Source organism: Rouxiella aceris (assembly GCF_012933545.1).
GTDB classification, from domain to species: Bacteria; Pseudomonadota; Gammaproteobacteria; order Enterobacterales; family Enterobacteriaceae; genus Rouxiella; species Rouxiella aceris.
In genome coordinates, this window is the sequence record NZ_JAADJU010000016.1 from 22,097 (window position 1) to 37,953 (window position 15,857).

The 15,857-nt window shown below is 53.3% G+C and carries 15 protein-coding genes; 3 read left to right on the top strand and 12 right to left on the bottom strand.

Going from position 1 to position 15,857, the window contains the following annotated elements; genetic code table 11:
• Positions 1 to 34: 34 nt before the first annotated feature.
• On the bottom strand, positions 35 to 799 hold the full coding sequence (locus GW590_RS22600) for an SDR family NAD(P)-dependent oxidoreductase (protein ID WP_169405342.1): 765 nt from the start codon (positions 797 to 799) through the stop codon (positions 35 to 37).
• 234 nt (positions 800 to 1,033) lie between these two features.
• Complete coding sequence (gene metE / locus GW590_RS22605) at positions 1,034 to 3,310, bottom strand: 5-methyltetrahydropteroyltriglutamate--homocysteine S-methyltransferase (RefSeq protein WP_169405343.1); 2,277 nt, start codon at positions 3,308 to 3,310, stop codon at positions 1,034 to 1,036.
• Between the two features lie 104 nt (positions 3,311 to 3,414).
• Here metE and metR point away from each other — a divergent pair, with 104 nt between their 5' ends.
• On the top strand, positions 3,415 to 4,371 hold the full coding sequence (gene metR, locus GW590_RS22610) for an HTH-type transcriptional regulator MetR (protein WP_169405344.1): 957 nt from the start codon (positions 3,415 to 3,417) through the stop codon (positions 4,369 to 4,371).
• Here metR and GW590_RS22615 read toward each other — a convergent pair.
• Positions 4,256 to 5,155: a carboxylate/amino acid/amine transporter gene (locus tag GW590_RS22615; RefSeq protein WP_169405345.1), complete on the bottom strand. Its 900-nt coding sequence runs from the start codon at positions 5,153 to 5,155 to the stop codon at positions 4,256 to 4,258. The two genes, metR and GW590_RS22615, sit on opposite strands and share 116 nt — an antisense overlap.
• 225 nt (positions 5,156 to 5,380) lie before the next feature.
• Between GW590_RS22615 and GW590_RS22620 the strand changes: the two genes are divergently transcribed.
• Positions 5,381 to 5,695, top strand: coding sequence for a DUF2756 domain-containing protein (locus GW590_RS22620; protein WP_235956016.1), 315 nt, complete (start codon positions 5,381 to 5,383; stop codon positions 5,693 to 5,695).
• 198 nt (positions 5,696 to 5,893) lie between these two features.
• Entirely contained in the window at positions 5,894 to 6,592 is a 699-nt protein-coding gene (locus GW590_RS22625) for a DUF3592 domain-containing protein (protein WP_169405346.1), read from the top strand.
• Between the two features lie 239 nt (positions 6,593 to 6,831).
• Here GW590_RS22625 and ugpQ read toward each other — a convergent pair whose 3' ends face one another.
• The 9 genes from ugpQ to livH form a co-directional block, all read right to left on the bottom strand.
• The gene (ugpQ, locus tag GW590_RS22630) at positions 6,832 to 7,572 is read right to left on the bottom strand and encodes a glycerophosphodiester phosphodiesterase (RefSeq protein WP_169405347.1); all 741 of its coding nucleotides are present in this window, start codon (positions 7,570 to 7,572) and stop codon (positions 6,832 to 6,834) included.
• A gap of 2 nt (positions 7,573 to 7,574) precedes the next feature.
• Positions 7,575 to 8,648, bottom strand: coding sequence for a sn-glycerol-3-phosphate import ATP-binding protein UgpC (locus tag GW590_RS22635; RefSeq protein ID WP_169405348.1), 1,074 nt, complete (start codon positions 8,646 to 8,648; stop codon positions 7,575 to 7,577).
• Positions 8,649 to 8,654: 6 nt separating this feature from the next.
• Positions 8,655 to 9,500 carry a sn-glycerol-3-phosphate ABC transporter permease UgpE gene (ugpE, locus tag GW590_RS22640; RefSeq protein ID WP_169405349.1) on the bottom strand — a complete coding sequence of 282 codons (846 nt, stop codon included), beginning with the start codon at positions 9,498 to 9,500 and terminating at the stop codon, positions 8,655 to 8,657.
• On the bottom strand, positions 9,497 to 10,384 hold the full coding sequence (ugpA, locus tag GW590_RS22645) for a sn-glycerol-3-phosphate ABC transporter permease UgpA (RefSeq protein ID WP_169405423.1): 888 nt from the start codon (positions 10,382 to 10,384) through the stop codon (positions 9,497 to 9,499). Before ugpA ends, ugpE begins: the two co-directional genes overlap by 4 nt.
• A 151-nt stretch (positions 10,385 to 10,535) precedes the next feature.
• Positions 10,536 to 11,852: a sn-glycerol-3-phosphate ABC transporter substrate-binding protein UgpB gene (gene ugpB, locus GW590_RS22650; RefSeq protein ID WP_169405350.1), complete on the bottom strand. Its 1,317-nt coding sequence runs from the start codon at positions 11,850 to 11,852 to the stop codon at positions 10,536 to 10,538.
• 241 nt (positions 11,853 to 12,093) lie between these two features.
• Positions 12,094 to 12,795, bottom strand: coding sequence for a high-affinity branched-chain amino acid ABC transporter ATP-binding protein LivF (gene livF, locus GW590_RS22655; protein WP_169405351.1), 702 nt, complete (start codon positions 12,793 to 12,795; stop codon positions 12,094 to 12,096).
• Positions 12,796 to 12,798: 3 nt separating this feature from the next.
• On the bottom strand, positions 12,799 to 13,569 hold the full coding sequence (livG, locus tag GW590_RS22660; RefSeq protein WP_169405352.1) for a high-affinity branched-chain amino acid ABC transporter ATP-binding protein LivG: 771 nt from the start codon (positions 13,567 to 13,569) through the stop codon (positions 12,799 to 12,801).
• Complete coding sequence (locus tag GW590_RS22665; RefSeq protein ID WP_169405353.1) at positions 13,566 to 14,855, bottom strand: high-affinity branched-chain amino acid ABC transporter permease LivM; 1,290 nt, start codon at positions 14,853 to 14,855, stop codon at positions 13,566 to 13,568. Before GW590_RS22665 ends, livG begins: the two co-directional genes overlap by 4 nt.
• Positions 14,852 to 15,778, bottom strand: coding sequence for a high-affinity branched-chain amino acid ABC transporter permease LivH (livH, locus tag GW590_RS22670; protein ID WP_169405354.1), 927 nt, complete (start codon positions 15,776 to 15,778; stop codon positions 14,852 to 14,854). Before livH ends, GW590_RS22665 begins: the two co-directional genes overlap by 4 nt.
• Between the last annotated feature and the right edge of the window lie 79 nt (positions 15,779 to 15,857).

Consider the following 15,857-nt stretch of genomic DNA (forward strand, 5'->3'; position numbering starts at 1 on the left):
TATATGGTGTCTTCATCGTGGGGTGGTGTTGCTATCAGGCCAGTTTCGGCTGTCCGTTAGAAGCGCTCAGGCCACCGTCAACCGGCAGATTGACGCCGGTAACAAAGCGGGCATCATCGCTGGCCAGAAAGGCAATCACATCGGCGATCTCCTCCGGTTGTGCCGCCCGTCCCAGCGGAATACGCTCGGCAAATTTTGCCAGCAATGCCTGGTTATCCTTGATATCTCCGGCCATATCGGTCAGCGTCAGGCTCGGGCACACGGCATTGACGCGTACGCCATCGACTCCGTGGTCCATGGCCAATGAACGGGTAAAGTTGCTGACGCCGCCTTTGGCCGCATTGTAAAAACTCATGCCCCAGTCGCCACCCAGTCCGGAAACGGAAGAGACATTAACGATATTGCCGCGGCTTTTCTTTAAGGCTGGCATAAAAAAGCGTGAACAGTAAAAAACACCGCTGAGATCGATATCAATAATTTTCTTCCAGTCTTCGATACTGGCCTCATCGACCTGGCCCTGCACCACCACGCCGGCATTATTGACCAACACATCGACACGACCAAACTTGTCCTCGACAACCTGCGCCAGGCGCTCGACGTCCTGCGGCGAAGAGATATCGGCCACGTGCACATAAAAACGGCTGCTTTCCAGCGTATTGGCGACCTTGACCAGTTTGGTCTCGGTGCGTCCCACCAGCACCACAATGGCACCTTCGGCAGCAAAACGCCGGGCGGTCGCTGCGCCCATCCCCGAACCGGCACCGGTTACCACTACCACTTTATCTTTAAATCGCGTCATGGTTATCTCCTGACGGTTGCATTAATAAATCACTATTTGCACTGCTTTAAGCTTAGTCAAAATGCGGTGATAACGAGGCAAACTGCTGACAAGGGGGTAGCAAAGTACGCGCAGGCAAGGGACAGCAGGCAATGAAGGGGGGAGATAAAGAGGTTACAAAATACGAATACCACGGCCAAATCAATAAAAAAGGGCGCCGAAGCGCCCGGGGAGTTCGTTAGTAAGACACTATCTTCAGACTTTTTCGCCACGCAGACGCTGGGCGGCTTTGACCATATTCGCCAGCGATTCACGGGTTTCCGGCCAACCGCGGGTTTTCAGACCACAGTCCGGATTGACCCACAGACGTTCGGCAGGAATACGGTCGGCGGCTTTACGCAACAGCGCTTCGATCCATTCCACGCTTGGCACGTTCGGCGAGTGAATATCGTAGACACCGGGTCCAATCTCATTCGGATACTCGAAATCTTTAAAGGATTCCAGCAGGTCCATATCTGAACGGGAGGTCTCGATGGTGATAACATCCGCATCCAGCGCCGCAATGGAGTCCATAATGTCGTTAAATTCGCAGTAACACATATGGGTATGGATCTGCGTATCATCACTGGCAATGGCGGCGTTGAGTTTAAATGCATCTACCGCCCAACGCAGATAAGCCTGCCATTCGGACTGGCGCAGCGGCAACCCTTCGCGCAGTGCCGGTTCATCGATTTGGATAATACCAATGCCCGCGTCTTCCAGATCTTCCACTTCGTCGCGCAAGGCCAGGGCGATCTGTTTGGCGATGGTTTCACGGCTGACATCTTCCCGCGGGAATGACCAGCAAAGGATGGTTACCGGTCCGGTCAGCATGCCTTTTACCGGTTTATCGGTCAGCGACTGGGCATATTTCGCCCATTCCACGGTAATGGCTTCAGGACGACTGACGTCGCCGATGATTACCGGTGGTTTTACGCAGCGTGAGCCGTAACTTTGCACCCAGCCGTTTTGCGTAAAGATAAAGCCATCAAGGTGTTCGCCGAAGTATTCAACCATATCGTTACGTTCGGCTTCACCGTGTACCAGCACATCCAGGCCAAGACGTTCCTGTTCCTGAATCGCCTGCTTGATATGTTCGCTGATCCCGACGCGGTAGTTTTTGCCATCCAGACGACCCTGTTTAAAGTCCAGACGCAGACCGCGGATCTCGGTAGTTTGCGGGAATGAACCTATGGTGGTGGTCGGCCAGGCCGGCAGGTTAAAGCGCGCACGCTGCGCCGCAGCACGTTGCGGATAAGGACTTGCACGCTCAATATCATGGGCACTGATCGCCGCCAGACGCTGGTCGACCGCCGCATTATGTACCCGGGTAGACTGCTGGCGAGCACGAATTGGCGCACTGTATTGAGCCAGTTTGTCGAGCGTCGCCGCCGTCGGGTTGTTTAACGCTTCGGTCAGCAGGGCCAGTTCGGCGCACTTTTGCAGAGCAAAGGCAAACCAGCTTTTGACTTCATCATCCAGTCGCGTTTCAACGCTGAGATCGATAGGGCTATGCAGCAGTGAACAGGAACTGCCCAGCCACAGTTGACGCCCGGTAGCCAGCGGCTTAAGGCGTTCCAGCCAGGTACTTAAATCGGCCCGCCAGACGTTACGGCCATTAATCACCCCCAGCGATAACAGCCACTCTTTGGGCAGTGCGGCGGCAACGGCAGTCAGGTCATCGTGACCGGCAACGGCGTCAATATGCAAACCCTGTACCGGCAGTTGACGGATGGTTTCCAGATTGTGGCCAATGCTGTCAAAGTAGGTGGTCAGCAGCAGTTTGCTGTGACCTGCCAGTGCGGCATAAGCCGGTTGATAGGCATCCAGCCAGGCTTGTGGCAACTCAAGCACCAGCGCAGGTTCATCAATCTGCACCCATTCGATATCGCGTTTTGCCAGTTCGGCCAGCACCTGCTGGTACACCGGTAAAATATCATTGAGCAGCGACAGACGGTCAAACTGCTCGCCTTTGACTTTACCCAGCCACAGATAGGTTAAGGGGCCCAGCAGCACCGGTTTGACGTTATGTCCCAGGGCCAGCGCTTCGTCGACTTCGTCCAGCAGCTGCGTCCAGGTCAGCTTGAACTGCTGGCCTTTTACGAACTCAGGCACCATATAGTGATAGTTGGTGTTAAACCATTTGGTCATTTCAGCGGCGGCGGCCGGTTTGCCGCCAGGGGCGCGACCACGTCCGAGACGAAATAGCGTATCGAGATCGACCGAACCATCGTCATTTTGATGACGAGCCGGGACGTTACCCAGCAGCAGGCTGGTAGTAAGCACATGATCGTACCAGGCGAAATCGCCGACCGGCAGCAGATCGACACCGGCTTGTTGTTGTTGTTGCCAATGGCGGGCGCGCAGTTCGCGTCCGGTGGCCAGCAGCTCTTCTTGTGTTGAGTTACCTGCCCAGTAGCTTTCCTGTGCTTTTTTCAGTTCACGACGCAAACCAACGCGCGGAAAACCCAGAGTGTGATTCAGTATCGTCATCTTTAAATTCCCATTTAGCCATCCAGATGTTTACACATCTATAATCCGCAGGTACTGTATATTGTACAAGCGCAAATTATTCACAGTGACAGTGAAGGACTCTCATGATCGAACTGAAACATCTGCGGACGCTGCAAGCATTGCGTAACACCGGGTCTCTTGCCGCCGCAGCGGCACAGCTGCACCAGACCCAATCTGCCCTGTCGCATCAATTTAGCGATCTGGAGCAGCGTCTCGGTTTCAGACTCTTTGTGCGCAAAAGCCAGCCGCTGCGATTTACGCCGCAGGGGGAAATTTTGCTGCAACTGGCCGAGCAGGTACTGCCGCAAATTCAGCAGGCATTGCAGGCATGTCATGAACCGCATCAGACCTCGCTGCGGATTGCCATCGAATGTCATAGCTGTATTCAGTGGCTGACGCCGGCGCTGGATAGCTTTCATCACAGTTGGCCGCAGGTGCTGATGGATTTTAAATCTGGCGTAACCTTTGACCCACAGCCCGCACTGCAACAAGGTGAACTGGATATTGTGCTGACTTCGGATATTCTGCCGCGCAGTGGCCTGCACTATTCGCCGATGTTTGATTTTGAAGTGCGCCTGGTGCTGGCACCGGATCACCCTTTGGCGACAAAAGCGCAGATCCTGCCGGAAGATCTCGCCAGCGAAACCCTGATGATTTATCCGGTACAGCGCCAGCGTCTGGATATCTGGCGCCACTTCCTGCAACCGGCAGGGGTCAGCCCGGCATTAAAGAGTGTCGATAATACACTGCTGCTGATCCAGATGGTGTCGGCCCGCATGGGTATTGCCGCGCTACCGCATTGGGTGGTAGAAAGTTTTGAGAGACAGGGTCTGGTGGTCACCAAGACCCTGGGTGATGGCTTATGGAGCCGGTTGTACGCCGCCGTGCGCGACGGTGAGCAGCGCCAACCGGTTACCGAGGCATTTATTCGTTCGGCGCGACAGCATGCTTGCGATCATCTGCCGTTTGTCCGTGACGCTTCACGACCCAATGGCGGTGCACCCATAGCGAAGACATTATCACTGCCGCCCCAAGAATAAAGCTTGGCCAGTGCGGCTGTTGCTGCCAAATAGCCAGATTGACCAATAACCCGGCCGGGACATGGAAGTTATTCATAATACCCAGAGTACCGGCGTCTACCTGGGTGGCACCATAGTTCCACATAAAATAGCCCAGTGCCGAAGCCCCGACGCCCAGCCAGATCAAAATCCCCCACTGTAAATGGGTGGTGGGCAGTTTATGGGGATTGCCCCAAAGGCCCCAGGCAATCACCGCACAGATCAGCGCGCCGATATAAAACCAGGAAAACGCCGTATGCTGCGGCATGGGATGGGTTTCCATCAACCGCTTATAGCCTACCTGGCCGATGGCAAAACAGATATTGGCCGCCTGCACCAACAGCAACCCAATGATAAAATGTTCGCTAATATGGTCGTAGCGGATAATGGCCGCGCCCACTACCGCCAGCAGAGCACTTAACGCATAGCCCATCCGAATGCGGCGACCGCTGATCAGGTCATAAATCAGCGTGACATACAGCGGAGTCATCACGGTAAACAGCAGGAACTCCGGCACCGACAGGTAGAGATAGGCCTCGAAGCTGATCAGATACATGATGCCGAGCTGCATGGCTCCCACCGCCATATACAACAGCAAGGTTTTGATCGGATAGCCTTTCCAGCGCAGAAACGGCAGAAAGACCAGCGCCGCCAGCGCCAAACGGACCAGCACGGAAAAAACGCTGTCGACCTGACCGGCAAGATAGACGCCAATCAGGCTAAATGAAAAGGCCCACAGAATGGTGGTAATAATAAGTAATGGCACGATTTACAGCCCAATAACCAGGATAGGATTTGATTGTAGCGGAAGTTGCAAAGCAGATATCAACAAAATAAGTGTACATGTGGTTAATAAAAACACAATCAACCGCGTTTATCGCCCGTGTACAGTCGAGTGCCGTCAGGAAAAGCGGGTAAGCATGGCTCTGAAAGACATATTGTCGGCCTCGGGATGGCGTACACTTAACAGAGCTATCAAACAGGAGAAGCGATGATGAAAGGTCTTTATGGCATGGTGATTGCGCTGACGCTGCTTCCTGCGTCGGGTTTTGCCGCGATCACCCAGACACCAATCGAAAAACAGCAGCAGTTGCTGATCAATCCATCGCAACAACGTATGGAGCAACGGATGCAAAGCGACCAGCAGTTGCATCAACGCCAGCTGCAACAAGATATGAAGTTTACTCAACAGCAGCAGCAACAGCGGTTACGAGCCCAGTCGCAAAACGATCAGCAGCGTTTGCAACAAAATCAGCTCGACAACAATCAGCAACTGCTGCAGCAGAAATTACAACAAACGCCTTAGTAATGGCTGATTTGCCTGTTTTTCTTCCCTGCGGATCTCTTTCTCGCTTTCCTTTTAATAAGGAAAGCGGGGATTGATATTATTCGCGTCTTGTCATGCCCCTGGTAATTATCTAATATATTATTCGCTCGCCATCAACGGCTATCTATTTACAAAACACCTCCCCCACTAAATTAAATTTATTAAAATGGAATTTTAATGAAAAAATTAAAACTTATATCAACTATATTAGGGTTGATTTTACTACTATTTACTACCTGGCAAATAGTGAATACCATAAAATTCACCGCCAGCGCACAGCATACTGAAGGCACTGTCGTTAAACTTATTGAAAAATACTCACAAGATAACGGTAAAGATAAAATTTTCTATTATCCACAGTTAACCTTTATAGATAGCCACCACACACCTCAGCTTATTGAGTCTGCCAGCGGCAGCAACCCGGCGCATTACAGCGTGGGAGAAAAAGTACCGATTATTTATCAGATCGATAATCCCGAAAATGCCAAAATAGATACTTTCTTTGAGCTATGGGCAGGTGCCATCATTACTGGCATTTTTGCGGTGGTTTTCATGCTTCCGTTAATTATAAGTCGCTTTATTACCCGTTTATCAGGCAACAAAGTTAAAAAGCTACAGCATAATGGCACACCGGTTAAAGCCAAGATAACCAGTATTGAACAAAACCAGACAATCACTATTAATGGGCGCAACCCGTGGCAGATTGTTTGCCAATGGCATAATATGCAGGAAAATCGTGTTTACGTGTTTAATAGCCAAAACATCTGGTTCAATCCCGCGGAGTATATTTCCTGCGAAGAGCTAACGGTTTTTATCGATAAATCTAACCCGAAAAAATATTGGGTAGATATCACTTTCCTCCCAAGCAAAGCATAAGCTGTTTTTTTTAGTGCACAAAAAATTTCCCAAAAAAACGGCGCTATATCAGCGCCGTTTCAGACTGCTGACAAAGCTCGTTTTTAGGGAGAGTACACCGTTGGGGTCGTAGCGGGCTTGCCCGCCGGAGCGCCCCTAGGTGTGCTATGCCCGGGTATCTCGATCTTCAAGACCACTTTGTCACCAAACTCAAACGGCGCTATATCAGCGCCGTTTTTTACTTTGCTCATCGTCGCGGATTAAACAAAATCCGGCCCAATAAGATCGATGCGGTCGGTACAGATACAGTCCACGCCCCAACCCATTAACTCGCGCGCGCGATCCGGGCTGTTGACGGTGTAAACCAGAATATGCAGCCCGGCATCTTTAATGGCTTTTACCCGTTCGGCGTTCAACAGCTTGTGGTTAAGATGCAGTGACACGCATTGCAGTTCATCGGTTAGCGCTTGCCAGTCGGGGTGCCATTCGTCGATCAGCAATCCCCGCGGCAGCTCAGGGGCGGCTTTTTTGGCGGCGACCAGTGCGTCAAACTCAAACGAGGAAAGCAGCGGCGCTACCGCCTGGTCTTTCCACAGCGCGCGAGCAGCCAACGCCACCTCGGTACCGGTTTTTTCATCCAGCCCGGTAGTCGGTTTAATTTCGATATTTACCAGCATGTTATGTTGCGCGCAACGGGCGGCGACCTGCGCCAGCAGCGGCAGTTTTTCGCCGCTGAACGCACTGCCATACCAACTGCCGGCATCGAGTTTTACCAGTTGTTGCCAACTGAGATCCCCGGCCACGCCCCAACCATTGCTGGTGCGATCGAGAGTATCGTCATGCAGCAGGAATATTTCGCCGTCCTGCGCCAGTTTGGCATCAAACTCGATCATTTTGTGGCCATACTGCGCACCGACATCTATCGCTGCCAGCGTATTTTCCGGGGCCAAAGAACCGCCACCGCGATGAGCAACAATTCGTGGATAAGGCCAAACTGTCATGTTCATTCCATCCGTAATCCGCTTTTTGAATCAAAAAAGTGTAGCGCCTGTGCGGGTAAAACCAAACGTAATTGTGAACCTGTGGCAGGGACAATTTCATGGGACAGTCGCACCACGACCCCGCTTTCCGCCCAAACGCCGTGGGCCAGATTATCCGCACCCAGCAACTCGAGGTTTTTCAGCTCCATGGCAATTCCGGCTGTCGCATCCTCTGTCAGCTGAATATGCTCCGGTCGTACCCCCAAGGTCAACTCACGGCCACCCCATTCCGGTCGCGCTTTCGGTAATGGCAGCTCAAAACCCCCTTCCATCACCAGCGAGGTACCATCACTGGTCAGTTGTCCCGGCAGTAAATTCATCGCCGGAGAGCCAATAAAACTGGCAACAAACAGGCTGGCGGGTCGTTTGTAGACCTCGGTCGGCGTACCGATCTGTTCGGCAATCCCCTTATTCATCACAATCACTCGCTCAGCCAGGGTCATCGCCTCGACCTGATCGTGGGTGACATATAAACTGGTGGTACGCAAACGGCGATGCAATTGTTGCAGCTCAAGACGCATCTGCACCCGCAGCTTGGCATCGAGGTTGGACAGCGGCTCATCGAATAGAAATACCGCCGGTTCACGCACAATAGCGCGGCCCATTGCCACACGCTGGCGCTGGCCACCGGAGAGTTCGCGCGGTTTGCGTTTTAATAACGGACCCAGTTCCAGGATCCGCGCGGCTTCTTCTACCCGCGCCAGGATCTGCGCCTTGCCAAAACCACGAATTTTCAGGCCATAGGCCATATTGTCAAATACGCTCATATGCGGATACAGCGCATAGTTTTGAAATACCATGGCAATGCCGCGGTCTTTGGGTTCGAGTTCGGTCACGCGCACGTTATCGATATAGATATCGCCGCTGGTGATGCGCTCAAGACCGGCGACCATGCGTAGCAGCGTCGATTTACCGCAGCCTGACGGTCCCACCATCACAATAAATTCACCGTCGGCCACGTCAAGATCGATGGTCTTGATAATCTGATTTTCGCCGTCGTAAGACTTGGTCACTGCCTGGAGTTTTAAATTTGCCATATTAAATTACTTCTCACTGTCTACCAGACCGCGCACAAACCAGCGCTGCATCAGGAGCACCACCGCCAGGGGTGGCAATAACGTCAGGATCATGGCGGCCATGACCTGATTCCATTGGGTAGTTCCGTCGCCAAGGGAAATCATGCTTTTGACTCCCGCCACCGCCGTCCCCATTGAAGGGCTACTGGTGATCAGGATCGGCCACAGATATTGGTTCCAGCCATAAATAAAGGTGATCACAAACAGCGCGGCCAGATTGGTTTTCGACAATGGCAGCACGATATCCCAGAAAAAGCGCATCGCCCCGGCACCATCAATGCGCGCCGCTTCCAGCAGTTCGTCCGGCAAGGTCATAAAGAACTGACGGAATAAAAAGGTCGCCGTGGCGGAAGCCATCAGCGGCAACGTCAGACCGGTAAAACTGTCGAGCATATGCAGATTGGCGATCACCTGCACCGTAGGGAAAATACGCACTTCCACCGGCAACATCAAGGTGATAAAAATCAGCCAGAAGAACAGGTTACGCAGGGGAAAGCGAAAATAGACAATGGCAAATGCCGAGAGCATGGAAATGGAGATCTTGCCGATGGTAATCCCCAAAGCCATGACAAAGCTATTAAGCAGCAGCGGGCCAAAGGCCGGGCTGTTGCTGCCTGCCCCCTGACTCCAGATGGTACGAATATTTTCAAACAGATGGCCGCTGGGGATCAGCGTCATCGGCACATTAAAGATTTCTTTGTTATCCAGCGTGGCGGCAACAAAGGCGACATACAGTGGAAACAGCACCATCAGTGCACCGACAATCAGCACCAGGTGGCAAAAGATATCAAGGCCTCTGCGGTTCTCGATCATTGGTAACGCACCTTACGCTCAACAAAGCGAAACTGAATAAAGGTCAGGGCGATCACCAACACCATCAATACCACCGACTGTGCTGCGGAACTGGAGAGATCAAGCCCGGTAAAGCCTTCGCGATAGACTTTGTAAATCAGCGTGGTGGTCGCCTGCACCGGGCCACCGCCGGTGGCGGCATCAATCACCGGGAAAGTATCAAAGAAGGCATACACCAGGTTAACCACCAGCAGGAAGAAGCTCACCGGCGAGATTAGCGGCAGCACCAGGTTAAAGAAACGACGGACAGGACCGGCACCGTCAATGGCCGCGGCTTCCACCAGCGAACGAGGGATCGACTGCAAGGCGGCAAGAAAGAACAGAAAGTTATAGCTGGTCTGTTGCCAGATGGAGGCCAGCACCACCAGGAACATCGCCTGGCCGCTGTTTTGCGCGTGATTCCAGTTATAACCGAGCATCCCCAGATAGTGGGTGATCAAACCGAGGCCTGGGCTGAACAGAAACATCCACAGCACGGCGGCCACGGCGGGCGCCACGGCATAAGGCAGGATCAGCAAGGTTTGATATATACGGCTACCGCGAATGATATGGTCAACCATGGCAGCCAGTAGCAGAGAAATAACCAGGCCAAAAAACGCCACCATAAAGCTGAATTTCAGCGTGGTATAAAACGAGGCCAGATAATAGGGATCCTGGAACAGCTGCTCAAAGTTACTCAGCCCGGTGAACTGGCTGGAGATACCGAAGGGATCCAGCGTCTGCACCGAATACCACAGCGCCTGACCGGCAGGCCACAGGAAGAAAATCGCCGTAATCAGTAACTGTGGCAGAACCAGCAGGTAAGGCAGCCAGCTACAGCCGAATCCGGGACGGTGTGTACTCATCATCAATTACTCATCAGAACAAAAAGCGGAGATCGGGACAGGTGAATGCCGGCGGGATAAAACAGGCAGCGCCTGGCAACTTACGGAATTCGCCCCCCCCGTAAGTTTGCCAGGCACTGCCCGGTGATCTGCCAGCCAAACGCGGTGGTCGTTATTTCACCGACGCTTCAAAGCGACGCAGCAGCAGATTTCCTCGTTGTACCGATTCATCCAGTGCCTGTTTTGCCGTTTTCTGACCGCTCCACACCGCTTCCAGCTCTTCGTCAACAATGGTACGAATTTGCGGCATATTGCCCAAACGCAGACCCTTGGTGAAAGGTAGTGGCGGTTTGTTCATCATTTGACGAGTTGCCACATCTGAGCCCGGGTTCTTGTCATAGAAGCCCTGTTGTTTGGTCAGCTCATAGGCGGCGGTCGTCACCGGCAGATAACCGGTTTTCTGATGCCATTCGGCGGCAATAGCCGGGGTGGTCAGGTATTGCAGGAATTCGGCAACGCCTTTGTAGGTAGCGGCATCTTTGCCCTTCATCACCCACAGGCTGGCACCACCGATAATGGCGTTTTGCGGCGCACCTTTGGCATCAGCGTCATAAGGCATCATGCCTACGCCGTAGTTAAATTTGGCGTACTGACGAATATCGGCCAGTGAGCCGGAAGAGGCGGTGGTCATGGCGCAGTCACCGTTATAGAACTTGGCGGTGGATTCGTCCTGGCGACCAAAATAGGTGAACTCGCCTTTCTTGTTCATATCCTGCAGCAGCTGGATATGCTTGATCTGTTCTGGCTTATTGAATTCCAGTACCGCATCGGTGCCATCGAATCCATTGTTTTTGCTGGCGATAGGCAAGCCATGCCAGGCGCTGAAGTTTTCAATCTGGATCCAGCCCTGCCAGCCGCTGGCATAACCACACTTCATGCCGGCTTCTTTCAGTTTGGCGGTATCCTGCTCCAGTTCCTGCCAGGTTTTTGGCGGTTGGTCAGGATTCAGACCGGCCTTTTTAAAGGCGTCTTTGTTGTAATACAGCACCGGTGTAGAGCTGTTAAACGGCTGGGACAGCAAACGCCCCTGCGAATCGGAGTAATAACCGGAAACCGTCGGCACAAACTGGGAAACGTCCTGTTTCAAACCGGCATTGGCAAAAACCTGGTACACCGGCTCAATGGCTTTGCTGGCCATCATGGTGGCAGTACCCACTTCATACACTTGCAGGATCGCTGGCGCATTGCCGGTACGATAAGCTGCAATACCCGCCGCCAGGCTCTGATCGTATTTCCCTTTGTAAACAGGGACAATTTTTACATCAGCGTGGGTTTGGTTAAAACGCGTGGCCAGGGAGTCGACTTCTTTGCCCAACTCGCCGTCCATGGAGTGCCAGAAAGGTATTTCAGTGACCGCCATCGCCTGGGCGCTAAACGCCAATGCCAGTGCGAGACAGAGTGTGGTTTTTGTTGCAGCCTGCTTGAGCATGCTTTTCTCCTGAAAGAGCAATAATGAAATGCTGTTGTGTAATGATTTCATAGGGTCGGGAGCTAACATGACACGCGTCAATGACAGAAAAATAATGCTTTGATGACGACAATGTGACAGCAGAGTGACGAGCGGCGGCAAAAAAACTGAAAAAAAAAGCACCTGCAGGAGGTGCTTTAGACGACTGAGTGATCAACTCAAAGGCCCCTCGTAGGAGAAGCCTTTCAACAATAACTATCCCTTAGCCGCCCAGATAAGCCGAGCGCACCGCTTCATTGGCCAACAGCGCAGCACCGGTATCTTCCAGCACCACATGACCGTTCTCCAGCACATAGCCACGGTCAGCCAGCTTCAGCGCCTGGTTGGCGTTCTGCTCTACCAGGAAGATGGTCATCCCCTCTTCACGCAGTTTCTGGATGGTATCGAAAATCTGTTGGATGATAATCGGTGCCAGGCCCAGAGAGGGCTCATCGAGCAACAGCAAACGCGGCTGGCTCATCAATGCCCGGCCAATGGCCAACATCTGTTGCTCACCGCCCGACATGGTGCCGGAACGCTGGGCACGTCGCTCTTTCAGCCGCGGGAACAAGGTAAACACTCGCTCCAGACGCTGCTGATACTGCGAGCGTTCGGCAAAGAAGCCGCCCATTGCCAGATTCTCTTCCACCGTCATGCGAGAAAACACCCGACGCCCTTCGGGAACAATGGCGATATCACCGCGCATAATGCGCGCTGTCGGCCACTGAGTAATATCCTGACCCTCGAATACAATGGAACCCGCAGAAGCGCGTGGCTCGCCGCACAGCGACCCCAGCAGCGTGGTTTTACCCGCGCCGTTGGCACCAATCAGCGTCACTATCTCGCCGTGGTTAATATGCAGACTGACTTCATGCAGTGCCTGAATTTTGCCGTACTGGGCCGATACCTGATTAAATGACAACATCTGTTAGCCCTCGCCCAAATACGCACGGATCACGTCAGGATTGTTACGGATCTCATGGGGGGTACCCTGTGCCAGCGGTGTTCCCTGATTAACGACATAAATCCGGTCGGAAATACCCATCACCAGTTTCATATCATGTTCAATCAGCAGCACAGAAACCTGGTGTTGGTTACGCAGCTCGGCAATCAGCTGATTTAGCTCTTCGGTTTCCCGCGGGTTAAGCCCCGCCGCCGGTTCGTCGAGCATCAATATTTCCGGGCGAGTGACCATACAGCGCACAATCTCCAGACGGCGCTGTTGACCATAGGCCAGATTGCCCGCCTGACGGTTAGCCAGCTCCAGCAGTCCAACGCGTTCAAGCCATTGCGCAGCGCGATCCAGCGCATCGGCTTCGGCGCGACGAAATCCCGGTGTTTTAAACAGTCCGGCTAATACTCCGCTTTTCAGGTGCTGATGCTGGGCAACCAGCAAATTCTCGATCACCGTCATTTCGCGGAACAGGCGCACATGCTGGAAGGTACGCACTACGCCCATACGGGCAATTTTCTGGCCAGGCAAGCCTTCCAGATGTTGTTCGCGCAGCTTGATGGTGCCCGCACTCGGGCGATAGAAACCGGTCAGGCAGTTAAAGACCGTGGTTTTGCCTGCGCCGTTTGGCCCAATCAGCGAAACAATCTCTCCCTGGTTAAGCTCCAGCGCGACATTATTTACCGCCAGCAGGCCGCCAAAACGCATCGACAGTCCTTCTACGGACAACAAAGATTGCATACTCATGCCTGCTCTCCCTGGTTCGCAGCGTTTTCAGTCGAGACTTTCAGTTTCAGTTGTGGACGCTTCATCGGCAGCAGCCCTTGTGGACGCCAGATCATCATCAGTACCATCAGGGCACCGAGCAGCAACATGCTGTACTCATTGAGATCGCGCATCAGTTCGCGGGACACCACCAGCAAAATGGCCGCCAGGATCACCGCAAACTGCGATCCCATACCGCCCAGGACGACAATCGCCAGCACAAATGCCGATTCGACAAAGGTGAAAGATTCCGGGCTGACAAACCCCTGGCGCGCCGCAAACAATGTACCGGCAAAACCGGCAAAGGCCGCACTGATGGTAAAGGCAGTCAACTTGATGCGCGTTGGATTCAAGCCCAGTGAGCGACAGGCTATTTCGTCTTCGCGCAGGGCTTCCCAGGCGCGGCCCAGTGGCATACGCAGCAAACGGTTGATAACAAATAAGGTCAGCAGTACCAGCAGCAAGGCCACCATATACAGGAAAATAATCCTGTCGCTGGGGTCATAACGCAGGCCAAAGAAGTGGCTAAAGGTATCCCAGCCCCCTTCCCGCGCTGAACGGCTGAACTCGAGGCCAAACAGCGTCGGTTTCGGGATCTGGCTGATACCGTTGGGACCGCCGGTGAGTTCGGTATTGTTAAGCAGCAGAATACGTACAATCTCGCCAAAACCGAGCGTGACAATCGCCAGATAGTCACCGCGCAAGCGCAGTACCGGGAACCCCAGCAAGAAGCCAAAAGCGGCAGAGACCAGACCGGCCAGTGGCAGGGCTTCCCAGAAACTGATGCCATAGTAGTGATTGAGCAGCGCATAGGTGTAGGCACCAATGGCGTAAAAGCCGCCATAACCCAACACCAGCAAACCCGATAATCCCACCACCACGTTCAGGCCCAGGCCGAGCATGATGTAGATCAGCGTCAGCGTGGCAATATCCACGGTGCCACGGGAAACAATAAACGGCCAGGCGATAGCCACCAGGATCATCGCCAGGGCCAGCCATTTCTGTTTTGGCGTTGAGCCGTCAAAGCTTGGCAATACCCAGTTTGGTCCGGAAATTTTTCCCAGTCCGCGATGTAACAACGGGCGAAAAAGCTGGAAGACAAAGACGATGGCGCAGCCGGCAGCAATCCAGTACCAGCGAACGGCGTCGGCACCGTGCACCACCAAATGGGTGCCATCGAGACTGAGTTGCATGCCCATCACAAAGGAGGCAAGCACCAGTAACACCAGGGATGAAATCAGTGCATTAAGCAGATTGAGATGTTTCATACTTTCTCAACCTCCGGACGACCGAGGATACCGGTAGGCAATACCAACAGCACCACAATCAGCAGCGCAAAGGAAACCACATCTTTATATTCGGTGCTGAGGTAGGCCGAGGTCAGCGCTTCTGCCACGCCCAGGATCAGTCCGCCAATCATGGCGCCGGGAATACTGCCGATGCCGCCTAATACTGCCGCAGTAAACGCTTTCATACCGGCCATAAAACCGATATAGGGATTGATTACGCCATAAAACTGGCCAAGCAGCACACCCGCCACCGCCGCCATTAGTGCGCCGATCACAAAGGTCAGCGAGATCACCCGGTCAGTACTGATACCCAACAGGCTGGCCATTTTCAAGTCTTCGGCACAGGCGCGACAGGCGCGGCCCATGCGGGAATAGCGAATAAACAGGGTCAACGCCAACATGGCGATAAAAGTCACAATCCAGATAGTAAGCTGCATGGTGCTAATGGTGGCGGCAAAACCGTTGGTCTCGGCCAGTTTCCATTGCCCGGTGATCAGGCTCGGTAACGCCAGGTCGCGAGAGCCCTGGGTCAGGCTGACATAGTTTTGCAGGAAAATTGACATGCCGATGGCGGAAATCAACGCAATCAGACGCTTGGAGTTACGCACTGGCTTATAGGCGACGCGTTCGATGCTCCAGCCGTAGGCGCTGGAAATAACGATGGCGGCAATAAATCCGGCACCAATCAGCAACCAGCTGGCGTCAATCCCCATCATCATCAGTGCGGCAATCACGATAAAAGAGACGTAGCTGCCGATCATATACACCTCGCCATGGGCGAAGTTGATCATCCCGATAATGCCGTAAACCATGGTATAGCCGATGGCAATCAGCGCATACGTACTGCCTAGCGTTACGCCGTTAAACATCTGCTGTATAAAATAAAGAAACTGCTCTGACATACCCTACCCTTGATGCGCAAAAAATGCGGCCTAAGGCGAGGCGTTACGGGTCTATGCGGCCAGAAACAGACACCCCTCG

Bases quoted from the DNA above. Each gene is read 5' to 3' on its own strand.
- GW590_RS22600 (WP_169405342.1), bottom strand. From the start codon at position 799: ATGACGCGATTTAAAGATAAAGTGGTAGTGGTAACCGGTGCCGGTTCG.
- metE (WP_169405343.1), bottom strand. From the start codon at position 3,310: ATGACGATACTGAATCACACTCTGGGTTTTCCGCGCGTTGGTTTGCGT.
- metR (WP_169405344.1), top strand. From the start codon at position 3,415: ATGATCGAACTGAAACATCTGCGGACGCTGCAAGCATTGCGTAACACC.
- GW590_RS22620 (WP_235956016.1), top strand. From the start codon at position 5,381: ATGATGAAAGGTCTTTATGGCATGGTGATTGCGCTGACGCTGCTTCCT.
- GW590_RS22625 (WP_169405346.1), top strand. From the start codon at position 5,894: ATGAAAAAATTAAAACTTATATCAACTATATTAGGGTTGATTTTACTA.
- ugpQ (WP_169405347.1), bottom strand. From the start codon at position 7,572: ATGACAGTTTGGCCTTATCCACGAATTGTTGCTCATCGCGGTGGCGGT.
- GW590_RS22635 (WP_169405348.1), bottom strand. From the start codon at position 8,648: ATGGCAAATTTAAAACTCCAGGCAGTGACCAAGTCTTACGACGGCGAA.
- ugpE (WP_169405349.1), bottom strand. From the start codon at position 9,500: ATGATCGAGAACCGCAGAGGCCTTGATATCTTTTGCCACCTGGTGCTG.
- ugpA (WP_169405423.1), bottom strand. From the start codon at position 10,384: ATGAGTACACACCGTCCCGGATTCGGCTGTAGCTGGCTGCCTTACCTG.
- ugpB (WP_169405350.1), bottom strand. From the start codon at position 11,852: ATGCTCAAGCAGGCTGCAACAAAAACCACACTCTGTCTCGCACTGGCA.
- livF (WP_169405351.1), bottom strand. From the start codon at position 12,795: ATGTTGTCATTTAATCAGGTATCGGCCCAGTACGGCAAAATTCAGGCA.
- livG (WP_169405352.1), bottom strand. From the start codon at position 13,569: ATGAGTATGCAATCTTTGTTGTCCGTAGAAGGACTGTCGATGCGTTTT.
- GW590_RS22665 (WP_169405353.1), bottom strand. From the start codon at position 14,855: ATGAAACATCTCAATCTGCTTAATGCACTGATTTCATCCCTGGTGTTA.
- livH (WP_169405354.1), bottom strand. From the start codon at position 15,778: ATGTCAGAGCAGTTTCTTTATTTTATACAGCAGATGTTTAACGGCGTA.